The sequence below is a fragment of the Kineosporia succinea genome (assembly GCF_030811555.1).
Taxonomy (GTDB): domain Bacteria; phylum Actinomycetota; class Actinomycetes; order Actinomycetales; family Kineosporiaceae; genus Kineosporia; species Kineosporia succinea.
This window is the reverse complement of record NZ_JAUSQZ010000001.1, coordinates 514432-531646: the sequence shown is the minus strand read 5'-3', so window position 1 is coordinate 531646 and position 17215 is coordinate 514432. Positions and strand designations below refer to the sequence as shown.

Genomic DNA, 17215 nt, shown 5'->3' with positions numbered 1-17215 from the left:
CTGCACGGCACGCCGCCCCTCCTGCTTGAGCCCGATGCCCGAAAGGGGGACGGTGTGCGGATGCCCGAGCTGCCCCCCGGCCGATCACCCGAGTCCGGCGCCGAACCGCACCACCACCCGCACGGCCACCCGCACGACCAGGTGCTGGTCGAGGAGTACGCGCGTCATCTGGCGGCCGAGCGCAACCTGTCCGAGCACACCGTGCGGGCCTACTCCTCCGACGCCGCAGAACTGCTGCGACACGCCCGGAACGCCGTCGGGGCCGAAAGTCCGCTCGACGATCTGCTCACACTCGCCGTGCTGCGTTCCTGGCTGGCGTCGATGTCCACCGCCGGTCAGGCGCGCGCGAGCCTGGCCCGCCGGGCCGCGAGCGCCCGGGCGCTGAGCCGCTGGCTCTACCGCACCGAACGGCTGACGACCGATCCGGGGGCGCGGCTGCAGGCGCCGAAGCGGGGCCGTCCGCTGCCCGGTGTCCTGCGTCAGGACCAGGCCGGCCGAGCGCTCGCCGAGGCCGCCTCGGTGGTCGAGAACGGTGTGCCCGAAAGCGGTTCCGGTACTCTCAAGATCGATCCGAACGATCCGATACTCGTCCGCGACCTGGCCCTTCTGGAGCTGCTTTACGCGACCGGCGTCCGAGTGGGTGAACTTGTCTCGCTCGACGTCGACGACATCGATCGGGATCGCCGCACGATCCGCGTTCTGGGCAAGGGCGGCAAGGAACGCGTGGTCCCGTACGGAGTACCGGCCGCGACGGCCCTCAATTCGTGGCTGGATCGGGCCAGACCTGCTCTGACCAGCGAAAACAGCGGGCCGGCGGCATTTTTGGGAAAGCGTGGAGGTCGGGTCAACCAGCGTCAAGTCCGACAGGTGGTGCATCAGGCACTCGAACGGGTGAATGACGCGCCTTCGCTTGGCCCGCACGGGTTACGCCACAGTGCGGCGACGCATCTTCTCGACGGCGGCGCGGACCTTCGTAGCGTACAGGAACTGCTTGGTCACGCTACGCTCACGACTACGCAGCTCTACACGCATGTGTCCGTGGACCGGCTGCGCGCCAGCTACCGTCAGGCCCACCCCAGGGCCTGAGTACGACGAAGCTGCCTGACCGGATGACTAGGCGCTCATGCAGGGAGGACCCGGGTGACTGCGAACAGCGACGCTCTCGTCGACGCGACCGCGGAGGACGCCGTCGCGGCCAACGAAGCCGCTTTGCGGGCGCTGTGGGAGAAGTTCAAGCTCACGGGCGACCAGACGACCCGCGAACGCCTGATCCTGCACTACTCGCCGCTGGTGAAGTACGTGGCCGGACGGGTCGGCGTGGGTCTGCCGCCGAACATCGAGCAGGCCGATCTGGTCTCCTACGGCATCTTCGGCCTGATCGACGCGATCGAGAAGTTCGACATCGAGCGCGCGATCAAGTTCGAGACCTACGCGATCTCCCGTATCCGCGGCGCGATCATCGACGAGCTGCGGGCCATCGACTGGATTCCCCGCTCGGTGCGTTACAAGGCCCGTGAGGTCGAGCGGGCCTACGCCACGCTGGAGGGCGAGCTGCACCGCTCGCCCACCGAGCCGGAGGTGGCCGAGCGCCTGGGGATGACGCTCGAAGAGCTGCACGCCGTGTTCTCCCAGGTCTCCTACGTCAACGTGGTGGCCCTCGACGAGCTGCTCACGGTCGGCGGCGAGAAGGGCGACAAGCTCTCCCTGGTCGACACGCTCGAAGACACCAAGGCCGAAGACCCGGTCCAGGCGTTCGAGAGCGAGGAGACCAAGTTCATGCTCTCCCGCGCGATCAACCAGCTGCCCGAGCGCGAGAAGATCGTCGTCACGCTCTACTACTACGAGGGTCTGACGCTCGCGGAGATCGGCCGGGTGCTCGGGGTGACCGAGTCACGCATCTGCCAGATGCACACCAAGGCCGTGCTCCAGCTGCGCGGCAAGCTCTCCGAGGTCAGCTAGCCCTCAACGGTCAGCCCGGGGCGGCGCATCGGTCACCCGATGCGCCGCCCGGCGTTTTGCCCTCCGGTGACGGTGGACGCGGCGGTCGCCACGAGCTGTCCACAGGACGGCACGAGTGGCTGGTTTTCCACAGCCCGCCGGCTCGGAGGGCCGGGCCGCCGCGGCTGACGGCAACCTGGTGCGGTGACGACGACCCTGATCCTGATTCTCGGTGCGCTGCTGACCTTTTCGCCGGCCGCCGCTGCCCCCGTCGAGGCTCCGCCTCCGGCCCCGGTGTCGAGCTGGGAGTGGCCGCTGCAACCCCGGCCCGCCCTGGTTCGGGGTTTCGCGGTCGGCCCGCACCCCTGGTCGCCCGGTCATCGCGGCGTCGATCTCGGGGCCGCGGTGAACCAGCCGGTGATCGCTCCGGCCGGTGGCACGGTGAGCTTCGCCGGGGTGGTGGCGGGCACGCCGGTGGTCAGCATCGACCACGGCGGCGGGCTGGTGAGCAGTTTCGAGCCGGTGCGCACCCGGGTGCGGCGCGGTGAGCCGGTCGCGGCCGGAGCGGTGCTGGGCGATCTGCTCGGCGCGGGCCCTGGCAGCCACTGTCTGCCGGGAGTCTGCCTGCACTGGGGTGTGCGCCGGGAGGGCACCTACGTCGACCCGCTCGAACTGCTCGGCCTGAGCCGGGGGCCGGCGATCCTCCTGCCCCTGGATCCGGTGACCGCACCCGGCGCGGCGCTGAGCGTGAACCAGGGCGGCGGGTCGTCGAAGTCCGTCGCGCATCCGGGGAAGTTCCGTGCGGCGGCGTGAATCGGGGCCGCACCCGGCGGCCGGGTCAGCGCCGCATGCCCGCCAGGCGTTCGGCCGCCTCCGCGATCACGTCCGGGCGCTTGCAGCAGGCGAAGCGCACCAGGGGCGAGGGCTGCGACGGATCCTCGGCGAACGCCTGCACCGGCACACCCACCACTCCGGCGAGGCGGGGCAGGTCGTCGCACAGGGCCGCGCCGTCCCGGTAGCCCAGGGGAGTGGCGTCGGCGATCACGAAATAGGTTCCGTCGCTGGGGCGTACGTCGAACCCGGCGGCGGCCAGCCCGTCGGTGAGCATGGTGCTGCGGCCGCGCAGATCCTCACCGAAGGCCCGGAACTGCTCGTCGGGCAGAGCCAGTCCGGCGGCGACGGCGGGCTGGAACGGGCTGCCGTTCACGTAGGTGAGGAACTGCTTGACGGCGGTGATCGCGTCGACCAGCTCGGGCCGCGCGTGCAGCCAGCCGATCTTCCAGCCGGTCACCGAGAACGTCTTGCCCGCCGAGGAGATCGTCACCGTTCGGTCGGCCATCCCGGGCAGCGTCGCGATCGGCACGTGCTGGTGCGGGGCGAAGGCCAGGTGCTCGTAGACCTCGTCGGCGAGCACGATCAGGTCGTGGTCGCGGGCGGCCCCGGCCACCAGGTCGAGCTCGCTCCGGTCGAGCACCCGACCGGTCGGGTTGTGCGGGGTGTTGAGCAGGATGAGCCGGGTGCGGTCGGTCACGGCGCGGGCGAGAGCCTCGGCGGTGAGCCGGTATTCGGGCCACTCCAGCTTCACCGTGCGGCGCACCGCCCCGGCCATCTCGATCGCGGCGGAGTACGAGTCGTAGATCGGCTCCAGCACCACCACCTCGTCGCCGGGCTCGGTCAGCGCGATGATGCTGGCGGTCAGCGCCTCGGTGGCGCCGGCGGTGACGAGTACTTCGGTGTCCGGGTCCGGGTCGAGGCCGTACCAGTGGCGCTGGTGCTCGGCGACCGCCCGGCGCAGGGGAGCGATGCCCCGCCCGGGCGGGTACTGGTTGGCCCCACCGCGAATCGCCGCCACGGCGGCCTCGAGCACGGCCGAGGGCCCGTCGGTGTCCGGAAACCCCTGCCCCAGGTTGATCGCCCCGGTGCGGGTGGCCAGTTCGCTCATCCGGGCGAAGATCGTGGGCGCGGGCACCCCGGCCCCGTCGAGCAGCCCCGCCGCCTTCGCGACCCGTCGCCACGCACCGTTCACCATGCCGGAACCCTAGATCAGCGGCCCGCCCGCCGGCCCGGCCCCGACCACGTCGCAGTGCCCCGGTCGCCGCACCCACCAAGCGCGGGGATGGAAAATGAACCCGTGAACGTCGCCGAGCGGGTCTTCCAGACGCTGACCGGAACCTGGACGCTGACCCGGGTGATCCATCCGGACCTGGGCACGGCCACCGGCACGGCGCGCTTCACCCCCATGGCCCCCGGCCGCCTCCACTACCGCGAGGACGTCGAGCTCCACCTGCCCTCGGGACACGTCGGCCCGGCGTTCCGTGAGTACGAGTACGTCCTCGAAGACGACCTGATCCGGGTGCTGCTCGCCAACGGCACCACCATGCACCTGCTCACTTTCGAGCCCGAGACCGCCCCGGAACCGGCAGCCCCCGTCAGCTCGCCCGAGCCAACCCTGCCCGAGCCCACCCCGCCCGTTCACGCCACCACCTCGTCCCGCCCGGTCGTCTACACCGCCCAGGACATCCACGACTGCGTCGCCGACCAGTACCGCGGCACCTACCGCCTCCACGACGTCGAGCCCCGCGCGGCCCGCCCGACCGACCCCAGCACCGACCCCAGCCCCCGCACCGGCCCCAGCCCCCGCACCGAACCCAGCACCGAACCCAGCACCGAACCCAGCACCGGCCCCAGCACCGGCCCCAGCACCGGCCCCAGCACCGGCCCCAGCACCGGCCCCAGCACCGGCCCCAGCACCGGCCCCAGCACCGAACCCAGCACCGAACCCAGCACCGAACCCAGCACCGAACCCGGGCCCACCAACCAGCCCGAACTCCTGGTCGACATGAAGGTCGACGGCCCCACCAAGGACTACCGAATCGTCACCCGGTACCGGCGCGACCCGGACGACCACGGCGACCACGACGTCCACCCTTGAGCAGGAGCACCCGGTGCCCACCCGAACCTGGCAAAAGCCCCGCGAATCAACGGGAATGCCTCCGCGCTCCGCGGGGTTCCCAGACCGTCGTCATCCCGCACCCCGGAGTGCGGGTAGACTGCCCACGCGACCGGCGCGAGTCGGTCGACTTCGCGTGTCCGCATTCAGGCCCGCCGCAAGGTGGGCCGGCGTTCCGCTCGGTCCTGTCCCTGACGGCTGCCTGATCAGCCGGCGGAAGGTCCGGAACGTCGCGGGCACCAGGCACGGCACCACCCGGAGCCGTGAACCAACCGAGAGAACTGCGCCCACCCACCGGTGGTGCGCGCCTAGGAGATTGATCCATGGCAGTCGTCACGATGCGCCAGCTGCTCGGCAGCGGTGTGCACTTCGGGCACCAGACCCGTCGCTGGAACCCGAAGATGAAGCGCTTCATCCTCACCGAGCGCAACGGCATCTACATCATCGACCTGCAGCAGTCGCTGTCGTTCATCGACAGCGCCTACGAGTTCGTCAAGGAGACCGTCGCCCACGGCGGCAGCATCCTCTTCGTCGGCACGAAGAAGCAGGCCCAGGAGCCCATCGCCGAGCAGGCGACGCGCGTCGGCATGCCCTACGTGAACCAGCGCTGGCTGGGCGGCATGCTCACCAACTTCCAGACGGTCCACAAGCGGCTCCAGCGCCTCAAGGAGCTCGAGGTCATCGACTTCGAGGACGTGGCCAAGAGCGGCATGACGAAGAAGGAACTCCTCGTCCTGCGCCGCGAGAAGGACAAGCTGGAGCGCACCCTCGGCGGTATCCGCGACATGGCCCGCGTCCCGAGCGCGGTCTGGATCGTGGACACCAAGAAGGAGCACCTGGCCGTCGACGAGGCCCGTAAGCTCGGCATCCCGATCGTCGCGATCCTCGACACCAACTGTGACCCCGACGAGGTCGACTACAAGATCCCGGGCAACGACGACGCGATCCGCTCCGTCACCCTGCTCACCCGGGTCGTGGCCGACGCCGTCGCCGACGGTCTCATGAGCCGCCACGGTGGTGGCCAGAACACCGCCGCCGCCGCGACCGAGGGCACCCCGGCCGCCGCCGCCGAGCCGCTGCCCGAGTGGGAGCGCGAGCTGCTGGCCGGTCAGGCCGAGGGCACCCCCGCCGCCGAGTCGACCGAGGCCCCCGCGGCCGAGGCCCCGGCTGCCGAGGCCACCGAGGCGCCCGCCGCCGAGAGCACCGAGGCCCCCGCGGCCGAGGCTCCGGCTGCCGAGGCCGCCGAGACCGCCTCGAACTGAGCTCCACCCGGGCTCTGACGAGCTCGTGAGCCAGGTACCGGGCGCGCCGCCCACCGGCGGCGCGCCCGACGCCTGATCCGACCGAACTGACGACCTCCTCACCAAAACAGGAGTCAGAGCAATGGCGAACTACACCGCCGCCGACGTCAAGAAGCTGCGCGAGCAGACCGGCGCCGGAATGCTGGACTGCAAGAACGCTCTCGTCGAGAGCGACGGCGACTACGACAAGGCGATGGAGTACCTCCGCGTCAAGGGCCAGAAGGGTGTGGCCAAGCGCGAGTCGCGCACCGCGTCCCAGGGCGCCGTCGCGGCGTACACCGAGGCCGGCGTGGGCACGCTCGTCGAGCTCGACTGCGAGACCGACTTCGTCTCCAAGGGCGACAAGTTCCAGGTCGTCCTCCAGCAGGTGCTCGACCAGGCCGTGGCCGTCAAGGCCGCCGACGTCGACAGCCTGCTGAAGAGCGAGGTGGCCGACGGCCGCACCGTGCAGGCGCTCCTCGACGACGCCAACGCGTCGATCGGCGAGAAGATCGAGCTGCGCGCCGTGGCCCGTCTCGAGGCCCCGTTCGTGGCCTCCTACCTGCACCGCACCAGCCCCGACCTGCCGCCGCAGGTGGGCGTGCTCTTCGGCGCCAGCGGTGAGAGCGACGTCGTGCGCGACATCGCCCTCCACATCGCCGCGCTGCCCCCGCTGTACCTCTCGCGCGACGAGGTCCCGGCCGACGTGGTGGAGAACGAGCGCCGCATCGCCGAGGCCACGGCCCGCGAGGAGGGCAAGCCCGAGGGCGCGCTGCCGAAGATCGTCGAAGGCCGCGTGACCGGGTTCTTCAAGGAGAACGTGCTCGTCGAGCAGAAGTTCGCCAAGGACCAGGGCACCACCGTGCAGAAGGTGCTCGACGGCGCCGGCATCACCGCCGTCGGCTTCTACCGCTTCCGGGTGGGCGTCTGATCGATACCGGCTGCTGATCGATACAGCCGGTAGTACCACCCGGTCGCTCCCCGCAACTGCGGGACAGCGTCCGGTGACAAGCCGGTGAGAGGCAGACCAGCCTCTCACCGGCTTTTTCTCTGTCGGCCGTGCGATACGGCAGACTGCCCCCGGACGCCCGTCCGCCGGGCGCCACGAACCAGGAGGTACCGCTGGATGTCCGACTCTTCGCATTCCGTCAAGCCCCAGCGCCGGGTGCTGCTGAAGCTCTCCGGTGAGGTGTTCGGCAACGGCCAGCTGGGCGTCGATCCGGACGTGGTGGCGCACCTGGCCGAGCAGATCGCCGGGGTCGCGAAGGAGGGCATCCAGATCGCCATCGTCATCGGTGGTGGCAACTTCCTGCGTGGCGCCGAGCTCTCGCAGCGCGGCATGGACCGCGGCCGCGCCGACTACATGGGCATGCTCGGCACGGTGCTGAACTGCCTGGCGCTGCAGGACTTCCTGGAGAAGGCGGGCATCGACACCCGGGTGCAGACGGCGATCACGATGGGCCAGGTCGCGGAGCCGTACATCCCGCGCAAGGCCATCCGTCACCTGGAGAAGAACCGAGTGGTGATCTTCGGGGCCGGTCTGGGCGCGCCGTACTTCTCGACCGACACGGCCGCGGCCCAGCGCGCCCTCGAGATCAAGGCGCACGCGGTGCTGATGAGCAAGAACGGGGTGGACGGCGTGTACACCGCCGACCCCCGCAAAGACCCGACGGCGAGCAAGCTCGACGAGGTCTCGTACACCGACGCGCTGACCCGCCAGCTCAAGGTGGTCGACGCCACCGCTTTCAGCCTGTGCATGGACAACAAGCTCCCCATGATCGTCTTCGGCATGGAGGGCGAAGGGAACATCGCGGCCGCCGTGCGGGGTGAGAGAATCGGGACGCTCGTCACCTCCGGCTGATCCGGCCGGATTCGGGGCGGTTCCTAGCAAGATTTCACGGCACATCCGGTCCGGGTCGCCCGGCCGACAGGTAGCGATGAAGGAGCGACAGTGATCGACGAGACCCTCCTCGAGGCCGAGGAGAAGATGGACAAGGCGGTCGAGGTCGCCAAGGAAGACTTCAGCAACATCCGCACGGGGCGCGCGAACCCGGCCATGTTCAACAAGATCACGGTCGAGTACTACGGCGCCCCGACCCCGCTGCAGCAGCTGGCTTCCTTCACGGTGCCCGAGGCCCGGCAGATCCTGATCCAGCCGTACGACGCGAGCGCCCTGACCGACATCGAGAAGGCGCTGCGCTCGTCCAACCTCGGCGTCAACCCGAGCAACGACGGCAAGATCATCCGCGTGGTGCTGCCGGTGCTCACGGAGGAGCGCCGCAAGGAGTACATCAAGCTCGCCCGCACCAAGGCGGAAGACGGCCGCGTGTCGATCCGCAGTGTGCGCCGCAAGGCCAAGGAAACGCTCGACCGCGCGGTGAAAGACGGTGAGATCGGCGAGGACGAGGGTGCCCGCGCCGAGAAGGAGCTGGAGCAGTCGACCAAGTCCCACGTGGACTCCATCGACGAGCTGCTCCGGCACAAGGAGACCGAGCTTCTCGAGGTATGAGCGTGGCCGGAGGTTCTGGTCCGTCCGATTCCTCGTCCCGCCGGGGACGCCGGGCCGCACGCGGTCCGGCGTCCAGGGACGCGTGGCCCGAAGAGGCCGCTGACGGAACCGGTGAGAACGACGCCTGGCCGGCGGAGGGGCCGGGCGAGGAGCAGAACGACTCCGGTGGTCTCGGCGGTCGGCGTCCGGGAAGTGGAGGTCTGGGCGGTAACCGTCTGGCCCGCGGTGGTGCCTCCGGGCGTGCCTTCGGGCGCGACCGTGGTCACGGCATCCGTTCCAACGGCCCGTCGACGTCGTCGTTCGACCAGTTCCTCGACCGCTCCGGCGGTTCCGGCGGTGCGGATGCTCCCCGGGGTTCCGCGCGGCCCGCGCCTGCGCGCGGCACGTCGCACCCGGGCCTGCCTCAGCGCGCCACCCAGTCGGGCAGCATCCCGGTGAACCCGTACCGCGAGGCACCCGCCGACGACCACGAGAACCCCCGCGACACCGGGCCTTTCCCGTCCGGTCGGCGCGGCGCGGATCCGTCCGGGCCGCCCACGGGCGGTCGCGGCCTCTTCGGTCGCGGGCGGGGCGAGGCGGATCCCTTCCCCGGACCCGACCCTTTCGCGGACGACGCACGCACCTCCCAGCCGGGCCGTGGCGGTCCGGAGCGGGGAACCTTCGCGGGTCCTCAGACGCCCGGCGCGGGCGCCCGCCGGGGCGCCTTCGGTCGTGGCCGTCGCACACCGGATCCGTCCGGCCCTCCCACGGGTGGTCGGGGTCTGTTCGGACGCGGACGTCCCGAGGTGGACGACTTCCCGGAACCCCTGGCGCTGACCGACGACGAACCCGCGGCCGGCGGCCGATCCGGCCGTGACGCCTCACCTTTCCCCGACCCCTCGACCCCGGCCGGCCGCCGGGGCGCCGAACGCGGAACGGGAAGGGACGGCCGAGGCACCGACCCACGCGGCACCAGTTCCCGAGGCACTGATGCCCGAGGTACCGATCCGCGAGGTACTGATCCCCGAGGCGCCGACAGCGGCCCGCAGCCCCGGGGCCGGTTCGGCCGCGGCGGTTCCGGCCCGGCGCCGGGTACACCGGCCGAGGCGTTCCCCGACCCGGCGAAAGCTCGGCGTGGCGCGTTCGGGCGTGGCCGGGGTGACTCGGGGCCGATCCCGGGCACGCCGGCCGAGGGTGTGCCGGACGACGGTTTCCCGGATCCCGCGAAGGCTCGTCGCAGCGCGTTCGGTCGAGGTGACTCGGGCTCGGTGTCGGGTACGCCGGCCGAGGGCATGCCCGATGACGGTTTCCCGGACCCCGCGAAGGCCCGGCGAGGCGTGTTCGGCCGCGGCCGAGGTGACTCCGGTCCGGTCGCGGGTACTCCCGCCGAGGGGGTGCCGGACGACGGCTTCCCCGATCCGGCCAAGGCCCGGCGGGGTGCGTTCGGTCGTGGGCGTGAGGAGGCCGACCCGTTCCCCAGCGCGTCCGGGGGACTGCTCGGCCGGCCCGACGCGTTCCCGGAACCCGGCAGCACCCCCGCGACCCCGGCCGAAGGACGCCGCAGCCCCTTCGGCCGCGGCCGCCGCACCCCGGACACCGGCGACGTGCACGCGTCCCCGGACCGCCACGACTCCCGTGACCCCCGCGACCCGCGCGTCGCCCCGGGGTCCCGGGACCCCCGCGTCCTCAGTGACTCCCGCGAACCCCGCAACGCCCGCGAGACGCGCGACTCCTCCCCGTTCCCCGCCCCGCCGGGCCGCCGCCCCACCGCCGCGCGCGACGGCTACGACGACCGCGACGGCTACGACCGCCCCGACGGCCACGGCCGGCGCGACGAGCACAACGACGGCTACGGCCGGCGCGACGACTACGACGACAAGCGCGTCGGCTACGGCAACCGCGACGAGCACGACCAGTACGACGACGCGTTCCCCGCACCGGAACACGAGGAGGACGAGCGCACCCGCCCCGTCCGGCAACGACGGGCCGAGCGTGGCGAGCGCGGCGACAGATCCGAACGAGGCGACCGCTCGATGCACAACGACCCCACCGGACACGAGCAGGCCCGGGCGGCCCTGCGCAACATGGATAACCCGCCCGAGCCGGATGCGACAATCGTCGCCGTGGCGGCCAAGGACCACGGCCGCGCGGGGCGCAACCTACCCGCGGCCATCGGGGTCGGCGTCGGGCTGGCGGCTCTCGCCCTGGTGTCGCTGTTCGTGCGGCCGGAGGCGTTCGTCGCCCTGGCGTCGTTCGTGGTCGTGCTCTCGGTCTGGGAGCTGTCCGGGGCCCTGGCGGCCAAGCAGATCGTGGTGCCGGTCATCCCGGTCGCCGTCGGTGCGCTCGGCATGCTGGTCTCGGCCTACGTCGCGGGCCCGGAGGGGCTGCTCGTCAGTTATCTGCTGACGGCGTTCGGCATCCTGCTCTGGCGAATAGTCGAGGGCATCGACGGGGCCATGCGAGACGTCACGGCCGGTCTGTTCGTGGCGGCGTACGTGCCGTTGCTGGCCGGGTTCGCGATCCTCATGCTCGCGGCCGACCAGGGGCCCGAACGGGTGGTCACCTTCATCATCGTCACCGCGGCCAGCGACATCGGTGGTTACGTGGCGGGGGTGCTGTTCGGCAAGCACCCGATGGCCCCGAAGATCAGCCCGAAGAAGTCCTGGGAGGGTTTCGCCGGCTCGCTGATCACCTGCCTGGTGGCGGGAACGGCGGCCACGGTGTTCCTGCTCGACGGTCAGCCCTGGGTGGGCGCGATCGTCGGGGCGGCGGCCGTGTTCACCGCGACCGGCGGCGACCTGTCCGAGTCCCTGCTCAAGCGCGACCTGGGCATCAAGGACATGGGCAACCTGCTCCCCGGCCACGGCGGAATCATGGACCGCATGGACTCGTTGCTCCCCACGGCCCCCGTGGTCTACCTGCTCCTGCATTTCCTGCTCTGAGAGCCCTGCCTTCCTGCTCCGGAGCATCCGGAGCACAGCCTGCTCTAGCAAACCCAGAAAGCGCCAAGATGACCTCCGAGAACCTGCCCGAGCCGAAGCCGACCGCGCCCGAGCCCGGCAAGCTGCTGATGGTGGCCCCCCGCCGGGGCAAGCCGCCGCGGCACCTGGCCGACCTCACGCTGGCCGAGCGCATGGCGGCGGTCAAGGAGCTGGGGGAGAAGCCGTTCCGGGGCCGTCAGCTGTCGGTGCACTACTTCGAGCGCCTGGCCCAGATGGACGCCGCCGAGCTCACCGACCTGCCGGGCGCGTCCCGTCAGCCGATGCTCGACGCGCTGCTCCCGACGCTGATCAAGCCGGTGCGCGAGCTGGTCTGCGACGACGGCGCCACCGTCAAGACGGTCTGGAAGCTGTTCGACGGCGCCCTGGTCGAGAGCGTGCTCATGCGCTACCCCGACCGGGCCACGGTGTGTGTCTCCAGCCAGGCCGGTTGCGGCATGAACTGCCCGTTCTGCGCCACCGGGCAGGCCGGGCTCACCCGCAACCTGTCCACGGCCGAGATCGTCGAGCAGGTCCGCACCGCCGCCCGGTACATGCGCACGGCCGTGCCCCTGGGCAAGAGCACGGAGGGCGTGCCCCTGGGCGAGGAGGCCGAGGAGTCGGCGGAGGGTCAGGCCGGCCGCGTCACCAACGTCGTCTTCATGGGCATGGGCGAGGCCCTGGCCAACTACAAGTCGGCCGTCGCCGCGATCCGCCGCCTGGTCGACCCGGCCCCCGAGGGCCTGGGCATGTCCGCGCGCGGCATCACGATGTCGACGGTCGGCCTGGTGCCGGCCATCGACAAGCTCGCGGCCGAGGGCATCCCGGTCACGCTGGCGCTGAGCCTGCACGCCCCCGACGACGAGCTGCGCGACGAACTGGTGCCGATCAACACCCGCTGGAAGGTCGGCGAGACCCTCGACGCCGCCCGCCGCTACTTCGACGCCACCGGCCGCCGCGTCAGCATCGAGTACGCCCTGATCAAGGACATCAACGACCACGAGTGGCGCGGCGACCTGCTGGGCCGCGAGCTGAACAAGCGGGGCAAGGGCTGGGTGCACGTCAACCCGATCCCGCTGAACCCGACGCCCGGTTCGAAGTGGACCGCGAGCACCCGCCGCGCCCAGAACGCCTTCGTGAACGCGCTGCGCGAGCGCGGCGTGCCCACCACGGTGCGCGACACCCGGGGCCAGGAGATCGACGGCGCCTGCGGGCAGCTGGCCGCCACGGTCTAGAAGCACGGTCCAGAAGCACGGACAGGAAACTCCCCGGCGTCTGCGGACGTCGGGGAGTTTCCGCGTGATCGACCAGCGCCCGCTCCGATCGACCAGCACCCGCCCCGATCGACCAGCGCCCGCCCCGATCGCCCCGGACGCGAAGGGGCACCGGACACGCACCGACGCGAATCACACCAGCCTCAAAAAGTCACGGGCGCATCACAACTGGTTACGTGCCGCAAATTTCACGCGTTCCATCTACGGACCAGCACACCAACTTCCCGTCGGCGGGTGCAGAATGTGAGCCGTGAGCGACACCTTTCCGCGCGCCGGCCGCGTCTCCAAGGGCTACGACGTCGACCAGGTCGAGTCGTTCCTCGGCCGCGCCCGGGCCGCCTACGAGGAGAACGGCCGCGGTCCCGCGATGACGTCGTGGCACGTCCGCACGGTCGGCTTCGACCTGGTCCGCGGCGGGTACGACGTCGATGCGGTCGACGCCGCCCTCGACCGCATCGAAGACGCCTTCGCCCGCCGCGAGAAGCAGCGGGGTGAGGAGCGCAGCGGCAGCCAGGCCTGGCAGACGCAGCTGCGCACCCAGGAGCAGTCGCTGCGGGCCCAGCTGGGTCGTCCCGACGGTGAGCGGTTCCCCCGCGGCAGCGGCATGGAGCTCACCTACGACATCGACGCGGTCGACGACCTCTGCATCCGCATCGAGGAGTCGTTCGCGATGGGCCAGCCCCTCCCGCCCGACGCGGTGCGCTTGGCGGTCTTCAAGAGCCGTCGCGGCTCGCGGGGCTACCGCGAGGCCTCGGTCGACGCCTTCCTCGACCGCGTCGTCGAGCTCCTGGTCGTCCAGACGGTCTAGAAGCCCAGAAACGGGAGACGCGCCGGGAGACTCGAGTCTTCCGGCGCGTCCCCCATCGGCTTCGGGTTCAGAGAACCAGGGCCGGGATCAGTCCATCTCGACGATCAGGTCGGCCCGCTCCCGGCTGGCCTCGATGACGCGCGCGTTGGGCTGGTCGGTCTGCTCGATCCAGGCCGACGCGAACTCCGGCGTCTTGCCGAACCGCACGTGCCGCGCCAGCAGCCGCTCCATGCGCAGCTCCTCGGGGGTGTGGCAGTACCAGACCTCGTCGAGCTGCTCCTTGGCCCGGTCCCAGTCGCCGCCGAGCAGCAGGTAGTTCCCCTCCGTGACCACCACACGCGCGCTCGGCAGCACCGCGATGGCCCCGGCGATCGGCTGCTCCAGCGTGCGCTCGAAACCCGGCGCGTAGACCAGGTCCCCGCTCTCACGCAGCCGCTTCAGCAGGGCCGCGTAGCCCAGGGCGTCGAACGTGTCCGGCGCCCCCTTGCGCTGCCGTGAGCCGAGCCGGTCGAGCGTGACGTCGGCCAGGTGGAAACCGTCCATCGGCACGTGCGCCACCTGGTCGGCCCCGATCCGGTCGACCAGCACCGCGGTGAGCTTCTCGGCGAGCGTGGTCTTGCCGGCCCCGGGAACCCCGGCGATCCCGACGATCACTCTGTCGCCCATGCGCCCCGCGGCGAGCTTCAGGACACGGGTCGCGAGTTCGTCCATCGTCGGTCGCACCAGGGAATCATGCCCTGCCGCGGTGTTCTGTGCGGGCACGGGCGCGCCGCTCACGGGTGACGAGCCGCGGACAGCCCGTTGGTCAGGTACGCGTGGGCGTGCTTGGCCAGGTCCTCGCCGTCCGACCAGAGGTTGCGCCAGATCGCCAGGTCGTTCGACAGGCCGGGCGCGACGACGGCCGAGGAGAACGACTCGAACGTGATCGGGCCGGTGTAGTCGATGTCGGCCAGGGCGTGGAAGAAGGCGTTGAAGTCGATGTGCCCGCTGCCCAGGTAGCCCCGGTGGTTCTCGCCGATGTGCACGTAGCCGAGCCGGTCGCCGACCTCGCGCACGGGCCGCACCATGTCGGCCTCCTCGATGTTCATGTGGTACGTGTCGAGGTGGATCTTCACGTTGTCCGCGCCGATGTCGTCGGCCAGCAGCAGCGCGTCGTGCGCGGTGTTGATGACGTTGGTCTCGTAGCGGTTGCAGATCTCGAGCATCAGCGTGATGTCGTCGGCCGCGGCCTGCTTGGCCAGGTCCTGCAGGACCCCCACGACGTTGGCCCGGCCCTTGGCGGACAGGGGCTGAGAGGCCTTGCCGAACGCGCTGTAGAGCGCCCCGGCGAACATCTTGCCGCCCAGGCCGGCGGTGATCTCGAGCGACTTGCTCAGCAGGTCGGCGCCGCGGGCCACCACGGCCGGGTCCTCGCTGGACACGTCGGCGTCGGGGGCCAGACCGCGCGAGCACGCGACCTGCAGGCCGGCCGCGTCGAGCACCCCGCGGGCGTGGGCGACGTCCATGGTCAGGCCGTCGTGCAGGGAGAACTCGAGCAGGTCGTAGCCGGCGGCCTTGGTCTTGGCGACCGCCTGCTCGACCTCGGCGGGAGTGGTGGAGCCGACCCAGACCAGTGCGTGCACACCCAGGGCGTTCATGGTGAATCTCCTTACGATGAAAAGAAGGTCAGGACGCCTTGGCGCCGGTGATGAGGGCGACGATCTCCTCGCCGGTGGTGTCGACGATGCGCCGCCCGGCCACGCACTGGCCCGAGCGCATCACCCACACCTGGTCGGCCAGCCGCATGACCTGCGCGAAGTTGTGGCTGATCAGCAGCACGGCGTGGCCGTCGTCGCGGAGCTTGAGGATGAGCTTCTCGACGCGCTCGGTCTCCTGCACCCCCAGGGCGGCCGTGGGCTCGTCCATGATGACCAGCTTCGAACTGAAACCGGCTGCGCGGCAGATGGACACGGCCTGGCGCTGACCGCCCGACAGACGCCGCACGGTGGAGGTGACGCTGGGGACGTTCACCGCCAGCGTCGAGACCATGCGCTGCGCCTCGCGCTTCATGGCGCGCTTGTCGAGGATGGCCAGCGGCCCGACGCCGCGCACGATCTCGCGGTTCAGGAACAGGTTCTGCCAGACGGTGAGGTCCTCGACCAGCGCCAGGTTCTGGTGCACGGTCTCGATGCCGGCGTTGCGGGCGTCCTCCGGCGTGGAGAAGTGGGTCTGCTCGCCGTCGAAGCGGATCGTGCCGGAGTCCGGGCGGTGGATGCCGCTCAGGCACCGCACCAGCGTCGACTTGCCGGCGCCGTTGTCGCCGACCAGCGCGGTGATCTCACCGGGCTGCAGGGTGAGGGAGACGTTGCGCAGGGCGCGCACGCTGCCGAAGGAGATCGAGATGTCCTCGATCGAGACCAGGTCCTTGGTCACGGTGGGGGTGGTCACGACGGGGTCCTCACTTCTGGAAGCGCATCAGGAGGGCGGCGAGCACCACGACGATGCCGACCGCGAGCGGCTGGTAGAACTGCGAGACGCCGACCAGCGTGAGGCCGTTGACCAGCACCGTGAGCACCAGGGCGCCGAGTACCGGGCCGACGATGGTGGCGCGGCCGCCGAGCAGGCTGACCCCACCGAGCACCACGGCGGCGACGGTGTTCAGGGTCATCGTGGTGTCGGCGGCGGGGGAGGAGGCGCCGATACGGGCCACCAGCAGGATGCCGCTCAGCCCGGCCAGCACACCGGAGATGGTGTAGACCGCGATCTTGATGCGGGCCGTGCTGATACCCGTGGCGGTCGCGGCCTCGGCCGAGCCACCGGCGGCCAGCACGTGGGTGCCGAACCGGGTGTTGAAGAGCACCACGTGGGTCACGACGGCGATCCCGATCGCCAGGATGAACGTCCAGCCAAACAGGCCCAGTCCCTGGGTCGAGAACTTCAGCAGGAAGGGGCTGATCACGGTGGTGGGCTTGCCGTCGGACAGGATCAGCGCCAGGCCGGAGGCGGCGCTCAGCGTGCCCAGGGTGACGACGAAGTCGGGGATCTTGCCCTTCGCGATCAGCACGCCGTTGACCGCGCCGAACGCCAGACCGGCGACGACCGCGATCACCATGCACAGGGGCAGGGCCCAGCCCTGGGTGAAGGCCCAGCCGAAGGCACAGGCGGCGAACGTCATCACCGAGGCCACGCTCAGGTCGATGCCGCCGGTGGCGATGGTGAAGGTCTGGCCGATCGAGAGGATGACCAGGATGGCCGCGGCCACCAGGATCGACTGGACGTTGCCGTAGCTGAGGAAGGTCGAGTTGAGGGCCTGGAACACGATCGTCAGGCCGATCAGGCCGACGAGCGCGGCCCAGTCGGCCCAGAACGCGGGGTCTTTCAGTCGCTGACTACGCGCGGGCGCCGGCGGGGCGGGCGGCGCGTCGATGGCGGTCGCGGTCATCGGTGAACCTTTCGAGCCGGATGGCACGGGTTTTCGGGTGTCGTGGGGGGACGCACGGGTAGCGGTCACGTGCGGTGA

16 protein-coding genes are annotated in these 17215 nt (G+C 71.0%); 11 read left to right on the top strand and 5 right to left on the bottom strand.

The genetic code is table 11. The annotated features are described in order from the left end of the window. Window positions 1-60: 60 nt before the first annotated feature. The 3 genes from J2S57_RS02405 to J2S57_RS02395 all read left to right on the top strand — a co-directional run bounded on the left by J2S57_RS02405 (window position 61) and on the right by J2S57_RS02395 (window position 2751). Window positions 61-1086 carry a tyrosine recombinase XerC gene (locus J2S57_RS02405; protein ID WP_307237772.1) on the top strand — a complete coding sequence of 342 codons (1026 nt, stop codon included), beginning with the start codon at window positions 61-63 and terminating at the stop codon, window positions 1084-1086. Between the two features lie 54 nt (window positions 1087-1140). Further along, window positions 1141-1959: an RNA polymerase sigma factor WhiG gene (gene whiG / locus J2S57_RS02400; RefSeq protein ID WP_307237769.1), complete on the top strand. Its 819-nt coding sequence runs from the start codon at window positions 1141-1143 to the stop codon at window positions 1957-1959. Window positions 1960-2142: 183 nt separating this feature from the next. After that, window positions 2143-2751, top strand: coding sequence for a M23 family metallopeptidase (locus J2S57_RS02395; RefSeq protein WP_307237767.1), 609 nt, complete (start codon window positions 2143-2145; stop codon window positions 2749-2751). A 25-nt stretch (window positions 2752-2776) separates the two neighbouring features. Here the strand turns inward: J2S57_RS02395 and J2S57_RS02390 are convergent, their stop codons facing one another. Continuing rightward, complete coding sequence (locus J2S57_RS02390; RefSeq protein WP_307237765.1) at window positions 2777-3967, bottom strand: pyridoxal phosphate-dependent aminotransferase; 1191 nt, start codon at window positions 3965-3967, stop codon at window positions 2777-2779. A 102-nt stretch (window positions 3968-4069) separates the two neighbouring features. Between J2S57_RS02390 and J2S57_RS02385 the strand changes: the two genes are divergently transcribed. The 8 genes from J2S57_RS02385 to J2S57_RS02350 all read left to right on the top strand — a co-directional run bounded on the left by J2S57_RS02385 (window position 4070) and on the right by J2S57_RS02350 (window position 13716). Continuing rightward, window positions 4070-4870 (top strand): DUF6314 family protein, encoded by an 801-nt coding sequence (locus tag J2S57_RS02385; protein WP_307237763.1) that lies wholly within the window; start codon window positions 4070-4072, stop codon window positions 4868-4870. A 341-nt stretch (window positions 4871-5211) separates the two neighbouring features. Next, entirely contained in the window at window positions 5212-6150 is a 939-nt protein-coding gene (gene rpsB / locus J2S57_RS02380) for a 30S ribosomal protein S2 (RefSeq protein WP_307237762.1), read from the top strand. 121 nt (window positions 6151-6271) lie between these two features. Then, a complete protein-coding gene (tsf, locus tag J2S57_RS02375; protein ID WP_307237760.1) occupies window positions 6272-7099 on the top strand; it encodes a translation elongation factor Ts in 828 nt (275 codons plus the stop codon). A gap of 195 nt (window positions 7100-7294) precedes the next feature. Beyond that, the gene (pyrH, locus tag J2S57_RS02370; RefSeq protein WP_307237758.1) at window positions 7295-8029 is read left to right on the top strand and encodes a UMP kinase; all 735 of its coding nucleotides are present in this window, start codon (window positions 7295-7297) and stop codon (window positions 8027-8029) included. A gap of 90 nt (window positions 8030-8119) precedes the next feature. Beyond that, complete coding sequence (gene frr / locus J2S57_RS02365) at window positions 8120-8677, top strand: ribosome recycling factor (RefSeq protein ID WP_307237756.1); 558 nt, start codon at window positions 8120-8122, stop codon at window positions 8675-8677. Beyond that, the gene (locus J2S57_RS02360; RefSeq protein ID WP_307237754.1) at window positions 8674-11598 is read left to right on the top strand and encodes a phosphatidate cytidylyltransferase; all 2925 of its coding nucleotides are present in this window, start codon (window positions 8674-8676) and stop codon (window positions 11596-11598) included. The genes frr and J2S57_RS02360 overlap by 4 nt, the downstream gene beginning before the upstream one ends. Window positions 11599-11666: 68 nt before the next feature. Then, window positions 11667-12869 (top strand): 23S rRNA (adenine(2503)-C(2))-methyltransferase RlmN, encoded by a 1203-nt coding sequence (rlmN, locus tag J2S57_RS02355; protein ID WP_307237751.1) that lies wholly within the window; start codon window positions 11667-11669, stop codon window positions 12867-12869. Window positions 12870-13158: 289 nt separating this feature from the next. Beyond that, a complete protein-coding gene (locus J2S57_RS02350; protein ID WP_307237749.1) occupies window positions 13159-13716 on the top strand; it encodes a DivIVA domain-containing protein in 558 nt (185 codons plus the stop codon). Between the two features lie 87 nt (window positions 13717-13803). On the opposite strand, the gene J2S57_RS02345 is transcribed toward J2S57_RS02350, so the two are convergent. The 4 genes from J2S57_RS02345 to J2S57_RS02330 all read right to left on the bottom strand — a co-directional run bounded on the left by J2S57_RS02345 (window position 13804) and on the right by J2S57_RS02330 (window position 17137). Further along, window positions 13804-14427 carry a nucleoside/nucleotide kinase family protein gene (locus tag J2S57_RS02345; protein ID WP_370882551.1) on the bottom strand — a complete coding sequence of 208 codons (624 nt, stop codon included), beginning with the start codon at window positions 14425-14427 and terminating at the stop codon, window positions 13804-13806. A 62-nt stretch (window positions 14428-14489) separates the two neighbouring features. Next, window positions 14490-15353 (bottom strand): sugar phosphate isomerase/epimerase family protein, encoded by an 864-nt coding sequence (locus J2S57_RS02340; RefSeq protein WP_307237745.1) that lies wholly within the window; start codon window positions 15351-15353, stop codon window positions 14490-14492. 28 nt (window positions 15354-15381) lie between these two features. Further along, entirely contained in the window at window positions 15382-16143 is a 762-nt protein-coding gene (locus tag J2S57_RS02335; protein ID WP_307237743.1) for an ATP-binding cassette domain-containing protein, read from the bottom strand. 10 nt (window positions 16144-16153) lie between these two features. Beyond that, on the bottom strand, window positions 16154-17137 hold the full coding sequence (locus J2S57_RS02330; RefSeq protein ID WP_307237741.1) for an ABC transporter permease: 984 nt from the start codon (window positions 17135-17137) through the stop codon (window positions 16154-16156). Window positions 17138-17215 lie beyond the last annotated feature (78 nt).